At 69.5% G+C, this 14436-nt stretch carries 12 protein-coding genes; 1 reads left to right on the top strand and 11 read right to left on the bottom strand.

The features are described 5' to 3' along the window. Positions 1-17: 17 nt before the first annotated feature. Positions 18-584 carry a GPR1/FUN34/YaaH family transporter gene (locus LK06_RS10775; protein WP_039649269.1) on the top strand — a complete coding sequence of 189 codons (567 nt, stop codon included), beginning with the start codon at positions 18-20 and terminating at the stop codon, positions 582-584. 76 nt (positions 585-660) lie between these two features. Here LK06_RS10775 and glmS read toward each other — a convergent pair whose 3' ends face one another. From glmS to LK06_RS10720, 11 genes are all read right to left on the bottom strand, one after another. Next, positions 661-2478: a glutamine--fructose-6-phosphate transaminase (isomerizing) gene (gene glmS / locus LK06_RS10770; RefSeq protein ID WP_039649267.1), complete on the bottom strand. Its 1818-nt coding sequence runs from the start codon at positions 2476-2478 to the stop codon at positions 661-663. A 46-nt stretch (positions 2479-2524) separates the two neighbouring features. Beyond that, entirely contained in the window at positions 2525-2782 is a 258-nt protein-coding gene (locus LK06_RS10765; protein WP_039649264.1) for a hypothetical protein, read from the bottom strand. A 93-nt stretch (positions 2783-2875) separates the two neighbouring features. Next, positions 2876-4648 carry an IucA/IucC family protein gene (locus tag LK06_RS10760; protein WP_039649262.1) on the bottom strand — a complete coding sequence of 591 codons (1773 nt, stop codon included), beginning with the start codon at positions 4646-4648 and terminating at the stop codon, positions 2876-2878. Further along, on the bottom strand, positions 4645-5184 hold the full coding sequence (locus LK06_RS10755) for a GNAT family N-acetyltransferase (protein WP_039649260.1): 540 nt from the start codon (positions 5182-5184) through the stop codon (positions 4645-4647). The genes LK06_RS10760 and LK06_RS10755 overlap by 4 nt, the downstream gene beginning before the upstream one ends. Beyond that, the gene (locus LK06_RS10750) at positions 5181-6464 is read right to left on the bottom strand and encodes a lysine N(6)-hydroxylase/L-ornithine N(5)-oxygenase family protein (protein ID WP_043434328.1); all 1284 of its coding nucleotides are present in this window, start codon (positions 6462-6464) and stop codon (positions 5181-5183) included. Before LK06_RS10750 ends, LK06_RS10755 begins: the two co-directional genes overlap by 4 nt. Continuing rightward, positions 6448-7890, bottom strand: a complete 1443-nt coding sequence (desA, locus tag LK06_RS10745; protein ID WP_039649254.1) for a lysine decarboxylase DesA — start codon at positions 7888-7890, stop codon at positions 6448-6450. The genes LK06_RS10750 and desA overlap by 17 nt, the downstream gene beginning before the upstream one ends. A 104-nt stretch (positions 7891-7994) precedes the next feature. Further along, positions 7995-8873 carry a siderophore-interacting protein gene (locus LK06_RS10740; RefSeq protein ID WP_043434325.1) on the bottom strand — a complete coding sequence of 293 codons (879 nt, stop codon included), beginning with the start codon at positions 8871-8873 and terminating at the stop codon, positions 7995-7997. A 40-nt stretch (positions 8874-8913) separates the two neighbouring features. Beyond that, entirely contained in the window at positions 8914-9963 is a 1050-nt protein-coding gene (locus LK06_RS10735; protein ID WP_043404489.1) for an ABC transporter substrate-binding protein, read from the bottom strand. A gap of 395 nt (positions 9964-10358) precedes the next feature. After that, on the bottom strand, positions 10359-11519 hold the full coding sequence (locus LK06_RS10730) for an acyl-CoA dehydrogenase family protein (protein WP_039649410.1): 1161 nt from the start codon (positions 11517-11519) through the stop codon (positions 10359-10361). 5 nt (positions 11520-11524) lie between these two features. After that, positions 11525-12469 (bottom strand): hydroxymethylglutaryl-CoA lyase, encoded by a 945-nt coding sequence (locus LK06_RS10725; protein WP_039649250.1) that lies wholly within the window; start codon positions 12467-12469, stop codon positions 11525-11527. After that, positions 12466-14433 (bottom strand): ATP-binding protein, encoded by a 1968-nt coding sequence (locus tag LK06_RS10720; protein ID WP_039649247.1) that lies wholly within the window; start codon positions 14431-14433, stop codon positions 12466-12468. Before LK06_RS10720 ends, LK06_RS10725 begins: the two co-directional genes overlap by 4 nt. Positions 14434-14436 lie beyond the last annotated feature (3 nt).

Genomic DNA, 14436 nt, shown 5'->3' with positions numbered 1-14436 from the left:
CATGAAGGGAGCCCGCCGTGGACAACGACGTCTCTGCGGGAAACGGAAACACCACCGTCATGGGCCGACTCGCCCTGGGCATCACCCTGTTGGCGTTCGGCCTCGGTACGACCGGTGTCATCGACGGAGTGAGGGCGTCCAATGCCGTCGCGCTCGCCCACTACGTGGGCGGGGTCGCCCTGTTCCTGGCCGGTCTGCTGGCCTTCCGTGACCGCGACAGCGCCTCCGGTACGGCCTTCTCGGCTCTCGGCGCACTGTGGTTCACCTGGGCCGTCTCGGCCGGCAGTAGCATGTCGGCCAACTCGGCCGGCCTCTTCCTGCTGCTGTTCGCCCTCGTGGCGCTCACGCTGACCCTCGCCGGCGGCGACAGTCTCGGCCAGGCCATGTACGGCCTGCTGTTCCTCGCCATGCTGCTGCTGGCCGTGGGGCTCTTCGCCGACAGCACGGCCGTGGGCAAGGTCGGCGGCTGGGTGGCCGTCGCCGCCGGTGCGGTGGCGTGGTACGCGGCGACGGCGGCGCTCGCGCACTGGCCGACGGAACTTCCCCGGCGTGCCGCAGGCCGGGGGGTGACGGCCACCGGCTGATGAGCAGCGGCACGGAAGGGACCCCCGCGTGTTGGGTGGCACACGTGGGGGTCCGTTCTGTCTTCCGGCCGGCTTGCTACTCGACCGTCACCGACTTGGCGAGGTTCCTCGGCTTGTCGATGTCCCGCCCGAGGGCCTTGGCCGTGTGGTAGGCGAGGAGCTGCAGCGGGATGCCCATCAGGATGGGGTCGAGCTCGTCCTCGTTCTTCGGGACGAGGACTGTCTGGTCGGCCTTCTCCTGGTGCTGGTGGGCCACGGCGAGGATCTGGCCCGCGCGGGCCTTGATCTCCTCCAGGGCGGCGCGGTTCTTCTCCAGCAGGTCGTCGTCGGGGACGATCGCGACCGTGGGCAGGGCCGGCTCGATGAGGGCCAGCGGACCGTGCTTCAGCTCGGAAGCGGGGTAGGCCTCGGCATGGATGTAGGAGACCTCCTTCAGCTTCAGGGATGCCTCGCGGGCCACCGGGTAGCCCCGGACGCGACCGATGAAGAGCATCGAGCGGGCGTCGGCGTAGCTCTCCGCCAGCTTCTTGATCTCCTCCTCCTGTCGCAGGATCTCGGTGATCTGCTCCGGCAGCTTGCGCAGGCCCTCGATGATCCGCTTGCCGTCGCGCACGGACAGGTCGCGGGTGCGGCCGAGGTGGAGCGCGAGCAGGGCGAAGGCGACCGTGGTGTTGGTGAAGCACTTGGTGGACACCACGCAGACCTCGGGGCCGGCGTGCACGTAGATGCCGCCGTCGGCCTCGCGGGCGATCGCGGATCCGACCACGTTGACCACACCGAGGACGCGGGCGCCCTTGCGCTTCAGTTCCTGCACGGCGGCCAGCACGTCGTAGGTCTCACCGGACTGGGAGACGGCGACGTAGAGGGTGTCGGGGTCCACGACCGGGTTGCGGTAGCGGAACTCGGAGGCCGGCTCGGCGTCGGCGGGGATACGGGCCAGCTCCTCGATCATCTGGGCGCCGATCAGGCCCGCATGGTACGAGGTACCGCAGCCGAGGATCTTCACCCGACGGATCTGCCGGGCCTCCCGGGGACCCAGGTTGAGACCGCCGAGGTGCACGGTGGAGAACCGGTCGTCGATGCGGCCGCGCAGTACCCGGTCCACGGCCTCGACCTGCTCGTGGATCTCCTTGTGCATGTAGGTGTCGTGGCCGCCCATGTCATACGACTCGGCCTCCCACTCCACGGTGGTGGGCTCGGCCGTCGTGCGGGTGCCCTCGGTGGTGTAGGTGCGGAAGTCGTCGGCCTTCAGGGTGGCCATCTCGCCGTCGTCGAGGGTCACTATCTGCCGGGTGTGGGTGACCAGGGCGGCGATGTCCGAGGCGACGAACATCTCCTTCTCGCCGATGCCGAGGACGACCGGGGAACCGTTGCGGGCGACGACGATCCGGTCCGGGAAGTCGGCGTGCAGGACGGCGATGCCGTAGGTGCCCTCGACCAGGCGGACCGCGTGGCGGACCTTCTCCTCCAGGGTGTCCGCCTGGGAGTGGGCGATGAGGTGGGTGAGGACCTCGGTGTCGGTGTCGGAGAGGAACTCGACGCCGTCCGCCTCGAGCTTGCGGCGCAGGTCGGCGGCGTTGTCGATGATGCCGTTGTGCACGACCGCGACCTTGTCGTCGGCCGACATGTGGGGGTGGGCGTTCAGGTCGGAGGGGGCGCCGTGGGTGGCCCAGCGGGTGTGGGCGATTCCGGTCGTGCCCTTGAACCGCGCCGGGACCTTCGCCTCCAGGTCGCGCACCCGACCCTTGGCCTTCACCATCTTCAGGCCGGGCGTCTTCGGGGAGGTGACGACGATGCCCGCGGAGTCGTAGCCGCGGTACTCCAGCCGCTGCAGACCCTCCAGGAGGAGGGGGGCGACGTCACGCTTCCCGATGTATCCGACGATTCCGCACATATATAGGTGTCCCTCGACCCGTAGTTCGTGGTCTACGGCTGATTTCTCAGCCGTAGACCATGCGGCGCAGCTGCCTGAGCGTCAGCTCCGGCGGTGCCACCGCCCGGTATTTCAGGTCCGCCTCGATCCGTTCGAAGATCTCTGCGTTCACCAGGCCCTGGGCCTGCAGCTCGCGGTGGCGGCGGCGGACGAACTGTTGGGTCGTCTCGTCGAAGTAGGCGAGAACGTCCTGGACCACACGCAGCGCCTCGCCCCGGCTCAGGGGCGTGGACCGCATCAGGTGATCAACGAGTTCGTCGTGCACCCGTAGATCCTGGGGTACCGGCCGCCGTTTCGCAAGAAACGTGCCCGGTTTCGGGCAGAGGAGTGAGGTTTCGGCGACACCGCGAGGTGTTGGTCACCACTTCGCCAGGGGGTTCTCCAGGTATCCCGCCAGCTGGAGCGCGCCGGACGGGTCGGCGAGGTCCACCATCTGCCGGTTGTTGCGCAACTGGAGCCGGTTGAGGCAGGACAGGGCGAACTCCGGGGCGAACAGGTCGTACTGGCGGAACTTGTCGGCCAGTTCCGGCCTCGCCTTCTGGTACTCGCGGGTGACCTCTGCCACAGTGCGCCAGAAGTCGTCCTCGGTCAGGACGCCCTCGTCGGCGAGGTGGGCGGCGAGGAACCGGAAGAAGCAGTCGAAGACGTCCGTGAAGATCGACAGCAGTTTCCTGTCCTCCGGGACCTCGACCCGGATCCGCCGTACCTCCGGCGGCAGGGCGGCGCCCGGGTCCATCACCGCGATCTCCTCGGCGATGTCCTTGTAGACCGCCCGCTGCACGGCCCCGTCCTTCAACACCAGGATGACGTTTTCGCCGTGCGGCATGAACACCAGGTCGTAGGCGTAGAAACTGTGGAGGAGGGGGGTGTAGTAGGCCCGCAGGTACCGCCGCAACCACTCGACCGGGGCGAGTCCCGACCGCTCGATCAGCGCGCCCGCGAAGGAGGCGCCCTCGTGGTCCACGTGCAACAGGGAGGCCATGGTCGCGAGTGACTCGCCCTCCCGGAGCGACGGCACCGGGCTTTCCCGCCACAGCGCGGCCAGCATCTTGCGGTACGGCGAGTGGCTGTCGGTGGCCCGCTCGTACTCCGGGTGCCGGTAGCCGACGGCCGCCCGTTCCCGGATGATCGACAAGCCGACCGACCTGAACACCGGGTCGTTCTCGATCAGCCGGGCCAGCCAGTCGTTGATCGCCGGCGTCGCCTCCATGTAGGCGGCCGAGAGCCCGCGCATAAAGCCCATGTTGAGAACCGACAGGGCGGTCTTCACGTAGTGCTTGTGGGGGTTGCCGGAGTTGAAGAAGGTCCGGATGGACTGCTGGGCCAGATACGCGTCGTCGCCCTCGCCAAGGCAGACTAGGTGCCTCTGGGCCACCTCGGAGGCGAAGGTGACGGCGAGCTTGTTCCGCCACTGCCAGGGGTGGACCGGGATGAGGAGGTAGTCGGCGGGGTCCAGTCCCTGGCCGGTGAGGGTGGCGTCGAAACGGCCGAGCGTCTCCTCGCCCAGCTCGTCCCGGAGGAAGGACTCGTACTCGATCCCGGTGCCGGCCGTGAACGCCGCGCGCGAGCGGTGTGCGGCCAGCCACACCAGCCGGACGGGGCTCGCTGCCTCCGGGGCGTACGACAGGTACGCGTGGATGCCGAACCCGAGTCGTCCGTTGTTGGCGACGAAGCAGGGGTGCCCTTCGGTCATGCCGGACTCGATGGCCTGGAAACCGCTGCGCGTCAGCTCGGCGGACGTCACCTTCGGCCTGGTGAGCTTGTAGCAGGTGCTGGAGAGCGTGGAGGAGATCTCCTCCAGGTAGACCGGCAGGATCTCGTCCCGCAGGCCCAGGGATTCCTTCAGCTCGATGAAGAAGTCCAGCGCGCTGGGGGAGAGTTCGCTGCCCGCCCGGTGCCGGGTGATCGACCCGGCGTCGACCTGCCAATGGCCGAGGGCCCGGCGCACGGCGCGGAACCGGTAGGAGGTGAGTCCGTCGTCGCTGCGCACGACATAGCAGTCGTCGCCTTCTTCCTCGGGTGCGATCAGCCGCTCGTGCGCGAACTCGGCCAGCGCCTTGCGTATCAGCAGCCGGTTGGCGGTCTCCCACCGTTCGGGAGACAGGTGGGTCACGGCGTCGACGGGGGTCATGCGGACACCGCCTTCAGGAACTGCTCACGCGTACAGAAGCTGAGCAGGGCCCGCTTCTCGGGCTTCTGGATCTCCCGCTCGGGCAGGAAGCCGACGGCCGCGTTCAGTGCGTGCACGGCCTTGTTGCGCACGTCCGGCTCGACCACGATCCGGCGCGTACCCGGGTCCGCGAAGAGGTGTGCCAGCACCGCGGTGATGACGGCCTTGGTGAAGCCGTGCACGGGGGTGTCGGTCGGGGCGACCAGGAAGTGCATGCCGACGTCCCCCGGCTGCGGCTCGTACAGTCCGGCCAGCTCCCGGTGGGCGGGGTCGTACGTTTCCATGAGGAAGACGGGCGCCTCCTCGTGCAGCCCAAGGAACGCGTGGCGGTGCGCATCGGCCTCGATGTCCAGATAGGCGCGCTCGACGTCCTCGGGGTCGGCGTCCTGCATCATCCAGAACACGGCCTTGGGGTGAGTGACCCAACGGTGTAGCAGTACTGCGTCGTCCAGGGGGTCCAGGGGACGGAACGTGAAGGTCGGGCTGGTGCTGGTCATACAGCGAACTCCTGGAAGGCGACGGACTTTTCGACCGGGTAGTACTCGCTGCCGAGCAGCTCGCGGATGATGGACGAGTTCCGGTACGCGCCCATGCCCAGGTCGGGGCTGGTGACGCTGTGTGTGTGAACGCCGGCGTTCTGCAGGAACACGCGGCGGCCGGTGATGTCGATGGCGTAGTTGCGGGCGATGTCGAAGCGGCCGTGGGCGTCGAAGCGGAGGCGGTCGCGGACCGGGGTGAGGAAGGCCGGAGGCTCGTAGTGGTAGCCGGTGGCCAGTACCAGGCCTTCGGTACGGATCTCGAAGTCCTTGTCCTGCTCGTCCTGGTGGAAGCCCAGGGTGTAGGTGCCGTCCTGACAGGAGGCCCGGGTGAGTGAGGAGTTGGTGATCAGCCGGGTGCGCAGCGGGTGGCCGCCGCTCTCGACGTCCTTCTGGTAGAGCAGGTCGAAGATGGCGTCGATCAGGTCCGAGTTGATTCCCTTGAACAGGCCCTTCTGCTGCTTCTCCAGCCGGTAGCGGGTGTCCTCGGGCAGCGCGCGGAAGTAGTCGATGTAGTCCGGGGACGTCATCTCCAAGGTCAGCTTGGTGTATTCCAGCGGGAAGAACCGAGGGGAGCGGGTGATCCAGTTGAGTTGGTAGCCGTGGACGTCGATCTCGGCGAGCAGCTCGTGGTAGATCTCCGCCGCGCTCTGGCCGCTGCCGATGATCGTGATGGACTTCTTCGACAGCAGTTCCGCCTTGCGGTGTCGGTACGCGGAGGTGTGCAGCACCTCACCGGTCAGTTCCTGGCACGCGCGCGGAAGGCGGGGGACCGTTCCCGTGCCGAGCACCAGGTGACGGGCGCGGTAGGTGTCGCCGGCGTCGGTGCGCACGCGGTACACCTCGTCCCCGTACGTCACCTCGGTGACCGTGGTGCCGAAGCGGATGCTGCTCAGTCTGTTCGCCGCCCAGCGACAGTAGTCGTCGTACTCGACCCGCAGCGGGTAGAAGTTCTCGCGGATGTAGAACGAGTACAGCCTGCCCTTCTCCTTCAGGTAGTTGAGGAAGGAGTACGGCGAGGTCGGGTCGGCGAGGGTGACCAGGTCCGACATGAACGGGGTTTGGAGGTGGGCGCCGTCCAGGAACATCCCCGCGTGCCACTCGAAGTCAGGTTTGGACTCCAGGAACACGCCGTCCAGTTCGGCGATCGGCTTGGTGAGGCAGGCGAGGCCGAGGTTGAAGGGGCCGAGCCCGATCCCCACCACGTCATGGATGCGGTCGGCTTCAGCAGGCGTGGTCAAGAGGCTCTCCCAGGTACTGCTCGGCGTGGTCGGCGATCAGGTCGAGGACGGCGGCGATGTCGGCCGTCGTGGTCTCGGGGTTGAGCAGGGTGAACTTCAGGTAGTGGCGGCTGCCGACCTTGGTGCCCGCGACCACGGCGTCGCCGGAGGCGAACAGGGCCTTGCGGGCGTAGAGGTTGGCCCGGTCGATGTCGGCCGGGTCGGTGACGGCCGCCGGGATGTAGCGGAAGACGAGGGTGGACAGGGCGGGTTCGACCACGACGTCGTAGCGTGCGTCGGCGGCGAGCAGCCTGAAGCCCTCCCGTGCCAGGTCGCAGACCTCGTCGAAGAGTTGCCCGATGCCGTCCGCGCCCATGGTGCGCAGGGTGAGCCAGAGCTTGAGGGCGTCGAAGCGGCGGGTGGTCTGCAGGGACTTGTCGACCTGGTTGGGGATGCGTTCCTGTACCGCGCGGCGTGGGTTGAGGTATTCCGCGTGGTAGGTGGCGTGGCGCAGAGTAGCCGCGTCCCGGACCAGCACGGCGGACGAACTCACCGGCTGGAAGAAGGACTTGTGGTAGTCGACCGTGACCGAGTCAGCGCGTTCGATGCCGGTGATGCGGTCGCGGTGCTTCAGGGAGGCGAGCAGCCCGCAGCCGTAGGCCGCGTCCACGTGCATCCACACCCCGTACCGGGCGCACAGTCCGGCGATCTCCGGGAGCGGGTCGATGGAGCCGAAGTCGGTGGTGCCGGCGGTGGCGACGACGGCCATCGGGACCAGGCTGTCGCGGCGGCAGCGCTCCAGCTCGCGGGCGAGTGCGACCGTTTGCAGGCGTTTGTCGCGGTCGACTGGCAGGGAGACGACGGAGTCCGGGCCCAGGCCGAGGAGCCGGGCGGCCTTCCGCACACTGAAGTGACTGGCCTCGGATGCGAAGACGCGCAGTCCGGCCGGGCTGTCGCTCTTGGCCTCCTCCCGCGCCAGCAGCAGCGCCTGGAGGTTGGACTGGGTGCCGCCCGAGGTGAACACTCCGTCGGCGGCCGGGCCCAGGCCGAGGCGGGCTGCCGTCCAGTCGATGAGCCTGCGCTCGATGAGCGTGCCGCCGACCGACTGGTCCCAGGTGTCCAGGGAGGAGTTGACCGCGCCGAGCACGGCCTCGCCGACTACCGCCGGGATGACGACCGGGCAGTTGAGGTGGGCGAGATAGCGGGGGTGGTGGAAGTAGACCGCGTCCCGGAGATAGACGTCCTCCAGTTCGTCCAGGACGGCCGTGGTGTCGTCCAGCGGTCGGTCGAGGTCGATCGCGTCGATGCGGGGGGCGAGGGCGTCCACGGCGACACCGGTGAACGGACGGTCTGTGGTGGCGAGTCTGGCCGCCACCCGCTCGACTCCTTCGGTCACGGAGCGGCGGTACCGCTCCGCGGTGAGGCCATTGAGCAGGTGCGAGCGCATGTGGGTGTCCTCCGGGGACGGTCCGTAGTAACTTAGGTTAGCCTAACCTAAGTTTCGCGGATCAAGGTCTGACTCGACCATGACCGGCACCACTGTGGCGCCCGTCACTCCGTCACGCGGAGCTGCTCCTCCGTCATCCCCCGGCGCCAGTACCCGACGAAGGTGACGCACCGGCGGTCGACGCCGCGCTCGCTGACGAAGTGCCGACGCAGCGCCTTGATCCGGCCGGACTCGCCAGCGATCCAGACGTACGGCCGCTCGGCGGGCGGCAGCCGGGCGTCCCGTACGGCGTCGACGGTCACGGGGGCCCCGTCGTGTCGTACGAGCCAGGTGATCTCCGCGTCCGCCTCCGTGGTGATGTCCTGGATGTCACCGGCGTGCGGTACTTCCAGCCAGACGTGGGCCGGGGTGCCGGCGGGTAGGGCTTCGAGGACGGCGGACGCGGCGGGGACGGCGGTCTCGTCGCCCCACAGGACGACCAGGTCGGTGTCTCCGGGTGGGCGGAAGCGGATGGCGCGGTTGTCGGCGACGGTCGGACCGAGCAGCAGGACGTGGTCCCCGGCGGTGGTCCGGGACGCCCAGCGCGAGGCGGGTCCGGCGGGCGAGGCGGGCCGGCCCGGCCGGGCGGCGTGGAGAGCGGGGGAGTGGTCGGGGTCGATGCCGTGCAGGACGAAGTCGATGTCGATCTCGTCCGGGTTCCGGCGCAGGGCGCGGAGCGTGTATGAGCGCATCACCGCCCTTACGCCGTCTGGTAGTTCACGCCAGGCCTGCCACCAGTCGTCCTCTCGGTCCAGCGGGACGACGGGTTCGCTCTGGCCCGGGTGCGGCAGGAACAGGGACAGTGACTGGTCCCGCCCCAGCGAGTGGAAGGAGCGCAGATCGGGGCCGGTGAAGGTGACGCGGAGCAGGGACGGACCCAGCCGCCCCGTCCGCACGACCTGCAGGGGGAAGAACCGGAACGGGGCGGCCACGGCCGTGGGCATATGTGCTCCTGAGAGGGGGGAGTTCAGGGCGCGGGGCTGGTCAGCGGAGCTTTTTGGCCTTCTCCAGCGCCTCGGCGAGGCCGGTGAGCAGTGGCACGCACTTGTCGTAGGAGAGGATCGGCTCAGGGGAACGGGAGATGATCTGGCCTGCCTTGACCGCGGGGAGCTTCCGCCAGGTCGCCTTCGTGATGTCGGCGGGTTGGAGGGTCGAGGAGCGGTCGTCCATCATGATGACGTCGGCCTGGTACTTGTCGACGTTCTCCCAGCTCAGCGACTCGTACCAGCCACCGCTCCCGGCCTTGGCCCGCTCCGTCGGCTCGACGAAGTTCACACCGAGGGCCTTGAAGTACTCCAGGTCGGCGGAGAGGTTGCTACCGGAGACGTAGAACAGCTGCTCGCTCGCGGAGCCGGCCATCACCCTGATGTCCGGCCTGGCCTTGGCGGCGGCGCGCAGCCGGGCGGCAGCGTCCTCGAAGCGCTTCCTGGCGTCCGTCGCCTCGGTGGCCGTCATCTCCCCACCGAGCGACTCCGCCAGGTCCCACATGCGCTGCAGTGGCACGGGTAGTTGGCGGTCGTAGACGGAGACGGCGACGCTGGGGGCGAGCTTCGTGATCTCGTCCCTGGACTTCTCGGGGACGTACCAGAGGGTTCCCGCGTCGTCGAACGTCGTGGTGATGAGTACGTCGGGCGCGAGGGCCGCGTACTTCTCGACGTTGAACTGGCCCCATGCGTTGCCGAGCACCGTGACCTTGCTGAGGTCCATGTCGCCCGCCTGGACATCGGGCTTGCCGCCCCTGGTCTTCGTAGGGCCGAAGACGCCCTTGGCCTGGACGCCGTAGTCGTACAGTGCGGCGGCGACACCGGTGAAGGCCACGATGTCCGCCGGGGTGCTGTCCAGTTTCACGGTGGTGCCGCGGTCGTCCTTGAAGGACCAGGGGCGGCCGGGCCTGCCGGACTTCACCGCCTTGCCGGAGCTGGCGCTCCCCCGCTCGCCGCCTTTGCAGGCGGCGAGCGCGGTGCCCAGGCCGAGGGCGCCGCCCGCGGCGAGGATGCCGCGGCGAGTCGGGTGTGTGGCACGGGCGTTGGGCATGGCGGTGACTGCTTTCGAACAGGGCGAAGCGCCCACGGGGCCAGTAGAAGTGAGGTTAGCCTAACCTAATTTCTACTGGCCCGGGGGTGGGCAGGCCACAGCCGAGTAAGCAGCCTCCGTTGCGCCTGAGTCAGGCTCCCCACCCGGCGTCCGGGAAGGTGCGGGTGACGCCGACGCGCAGGTCCAGTCCTTACCGGCCCGGGTCGTTCGGGCTGGGCAGTCCACCCGACTCCGGTGCCGGATGGGCGGCCTCCCACCAGCGTGCGCGGCCTCGGGGCACGGCCCGGCGCGGCAGCGCCTGTTCGGAGACGGTCAACGAGGTCCAGGTGCTTATGACCGTGCATGTCTCATGTGCATGCCTCATGCGCACCTGGAACGAGGGAGCCGGGAGGGTCTCAGCTCACCAGCCCCAGCTCCCGCGCGATCAGCATGCGCTGGACCTCGCTCGTGCCCTCGCCGATCTCCAAGATCTTGGAGTCGCGCCACATGCGGGCCACCGGATACTCGTTCATAAAGCCGTAGCCGCCGTGGATCTGGGTGGCGTCGCGGGCGTTGTCCACGGCGACCGTGGAGGAGTGGAGCTTGGCCAGGGCCGCCTCCTTCTTGAAGGGCTCGCCGGCCACCAGGCGTGAAGCTGCGTCACGCCAGGCCAGCCGGGCCGTGTGGGCCTTCATCTCCATGTCGGCGAGCTTGAACTGGATGGCCTGGTTGGCGCCGATGGGCCTACCGAAGGCCTGGCGCTCCTTGGCGTACTTCACCGACTCGTCCACACACCCCTGCGCCAGACCGGTGGCGAGAGCCGCGATGGCGATGCGGCCCTCATCCAGGATGCGCAGGAACTGGGCGTACCCGCGGCCCTCCTCGCCCAGCAGGTTGGCGGCGGGCACCCGGACGTCGGCGAAGGACAGCTCGCGGGTGTCGGAGGCGTTCCAGCCGACCTTCGAGTAGGGGGCCGCCACGGTGAATCCAGGGGTGCCGGACGGGACGATGATCGCCGAGATCCGCGGTCTGCCGTCGGGCTTGCGGCCGGTGACCGCCGTGACCGTCACCAGGCCGGTGATGTCCGTGCCCGAGTTGGTGATGAAGCACTTCGTGCCGTTGATCACCCATTCGTCGGTGTCCGGGTCCAGCCGGGCCGTCGTCCGGGTCGCCCCGGCGTCGCTGCCGCCGTCCGGCTCGGTCAGGCCGAAGGCGCCCAGGACCTCGCCCGAGCAGAGACGGGGCAGCCACTCGCGCTTCTGTTCCTCGGTGCCGAAGAGGTGGATCGGCATGGCCCCCAGGGAGACCCCGGCCTCCAAGGTGATGGCCACCGAGGAGTCCACCCGGGCCAGTTCCTCCAGGGCGATGCCGAGGGCCAGGTAGTCACCGCCCATACCGCCGTACTCCTCCGGGAACGGCAGTCCGAACAGGCCCATACGACCCATCTCGCGGACGATCTCGTAGGGGAACTCGTGCCGCTCGTAGAAGTCGCCGATCTTCGGCGCCACGACGTCGTGAGCGAACTCCTCCACCGTGCGGCGGAGTTCCTCCAGCTCGGGGCTGAGACGGTGGTCCATGCTGATCACTGTTCCTTGTGGGAGAGGGCGCGGACGGTACGGGAGGGGCTGGGGCGACCCAACCGCTCGGCCATCCACCCGCTGGTGGCGGTCAGACGGCCGAGGTCGACCCCGGTCTCGATGCCGAGGCCGTGCAGCATCCAGACGAGGTCCTCGGTGGCGAGGTTGCCGGTGGCGGACTTCGCGTACGGGCAGCCGCCGAGGCCTCCCGCGGAGGCGTCCACTGTGGTGACGCCGTGCTGCAGTGCGGCCAGGGTGTTGGCGAGCGCCTGGCCGTAGGTGTCGTGGAAGTGCACGCCGATCACGTTGGTCGGCACGCCCACTTCGTTGAGCAGATGGAGCAGTTCGAGCACATGCCCCGGGGTGGCGACGCCGATCGTGTCGCCGAGGCTCAGCTCGTCGCAGCCCATGTCCCGCAGAGCCGTGCAGACGCGGGCCACCTGGTGGAGCGGGACGGCCCCCTCCCACGGGTCGCCGAAGCACATGGACACGTACCCGCGGACGTGCACGCCCGCGTCCTTCGCGTGCCGTACCACGGGCTCGAAGACGGCCAGCGACTCGTCCACCGTGCGGTTGAGGTTGGCCTTCGCGAAGGACTCGGTGGCGCTGGCGAAGACGGCCACGTGCTCGGCGCCGAGCGCGAGCGCACGTTCCAGGCCCCGCCGGTTGGGCACCAGGACCGGAAGGGCCACTCCCGGCAAGCTGCTCACCAGCGGGAACAGTTCTTCTGCATCGGCCAGTTGGGGAACCCACTTCGGATGCACGAAGCTGGTCGCCTCGATGGTCGTCAACCCCGAGTCGGCCAGCCGGCGGATGAACTCCGCCTTGACCGGCGTCGGTACGGCCGCCTGTTCGTTCTGCAGGCCGTCCCGGGCACCGACCTCGTAGATCCGTACCCGCGCGGGCAGGCCCGGGGCCGGTACGGCCATGGGCAGTCCTTCGACGCTCATTCCGCCGCCTCCTGCTCCGATGCCTTCGGTGTGATGACGGCCAGCACCTGGTCCATGGCGACCGTCGTGCCCGGGGTCACGTCCAACTCGGCTACCGTGCCGGCGTGCGGGGCGGAGACGACGTGCTCCATCTTCATCGCCTCCACCACCAGCAGGCTCTGTCCTGCGGCGACTTCGTCGCCCACGGCCACCTTCACCACGGTCACCGTGCCCGGCATGGGCGCGGTGAGCGAGTCGGCGCCCGCGTGGGCCGCGCGGTTCAGCGAGGCGGCCACCGGGTCGTGGTCGCGCACGTGCCAGGCGTCTCCGTCCCGGCCGATCCAGTCACCGGCCCGGTGGAAGCGGTGCCGGACGCCGTCGAGCGTCACGGTCACCCGGTCACCGGTGACGGCGTGGGTGCCGCGTGGGCGGCAGGTCACCGGTTCCTGCACCCGCAGCGGGAAGGCGGGCGGGTTCGGGGTGCCGCCCAGGCGCCAGCCGCTCGGCACCGAGAAGGGGTCGGTCCAGCCCCCGGCGCGCGGCTCCAGCGCCTCCAGCCGGATCGCCGCCGCGGCCTCGTACACCTCCTCCGGCACCTCGGAGGTAACCAGTTCGTCCACGACCCGCTCCACCAGACCGGTGTCCAGCTCGCCCGCCACGACCGCCGGGTGGGCCAGCAGCCGCCGCAGGAAGCCCGCGTTGGTCTGCACGCCCAGCGTGACCGTCTCCGCGAGGGCGGCCCGAAGCTTGCGCAGTGCCGTCGCGCGGTCGGGGCCGTAGGCGATGACCTTGGACAGCATCGGGTCGTACAGGCTGCCCACCTCGGTGCCCTCGCTGAGCCCGGAGTCGGTGCGGACGCCGTCACCCTGTGGTTCGCTCAGCAGCAGCACCGTGCCGCCGGAGGGCAGGAACCCGCGCGCCGGAACCTCGGCGCAGATCCGGGCCTCGACCGCGTGCCCGGTCAGCGTCACGTCCTCCTGGGCGAAGCCCAGCCGCTCCCCGGCCGCGGTCCGCAGCTGCCACTCCACCAGGTCCAGGCTGCCCGCGGCGCCGGCCGAGCCGATGGACACGGCCAGCTCGGTGACCGGGTGCTCCACCTGGAGACGGGTGTTCATCTCCATGAAGTAGTACGACGACGGATCCCCGCCCGGCACGATGAACTCCACCGTGCCCGCGCCCCGGTACCCGCACGAGCGCGCCGCCTGCACGGCCGCCTCACCCATCGCGGCCCGGGTCCTGTCGTCGAGGAGCACGCTCGGCGCCTCCTCGATGATCTTCTGGTGGCGACGCTGGAGGGAGCACTCGCGCTCGCCGAGGTGGACGACGTTCCCGTGCCCGTCGGCCAGCACCTGGATCTCGATGTGCCGGGGGCGGTCGATCCACCGCTCCACCAGCAGGGTGTCGTCGCCGAAGGAGGCGCGGGCCTCGCGGCGGGCGGCGGCGATCTCCTCCTCCAGGACCGTCACGTCCCGCACCAGGCGCATGCCCTTGCCGCCGCCGCCCGCGGAGGGCTTGAGCAGCACGGGGGTGCCGATCTGGCGGGCCGCCTCGGCGAGCTGGGCGTCGGTGAGCCCGCTGCCGCTGGAACCGGGGACCACCGGCACCCCGGCCACGCGCACCGTCTCCTTGGCCCTGATCTTGTCGCCCATGAGCGAGATCGCGTCCGCAGGCGGCCCGATGAAGACCAGACCCGCCTCCTCGCAGGCGCGCGCGAACCCGGCGTTCTCGGCGAGGAAGCCGTACCCGGGGTGGACGGCCTGGGCGCCGGTCCGGGCGGCTGCCTCAAGCAGCCTCTCCACCGACAGATAACTCTCGGCGGCCGGCGCCGGGCCGATGCGTACCGCCGTGTCCGCCTCGCGCACGTGCCGGGCGTCGGCGTCCGCGTCGGAGAAGACGGCCACCGAGCGTACGCCCAGCGAGCGGAGCGTGCGGATGATGCGTACGGCGATCTCGCCCCGGTTGGCAACCAGCACTGTGTCGAACATGGA

Source organism: Streptomyces pluripotens (assembly GCF_000802245.2).
GTDB classification, from domain to species: Bacteria; Actinomycetota; Actinomycetes; order Streptomycetales; family Streptomycetaceae; genus Streptomyces; species Streptomyces pluripotens.
Note: the sequence above shows the minus strand (reverse complement) of the source record. Positions and strands in the feature narration are given on the sequence as shown.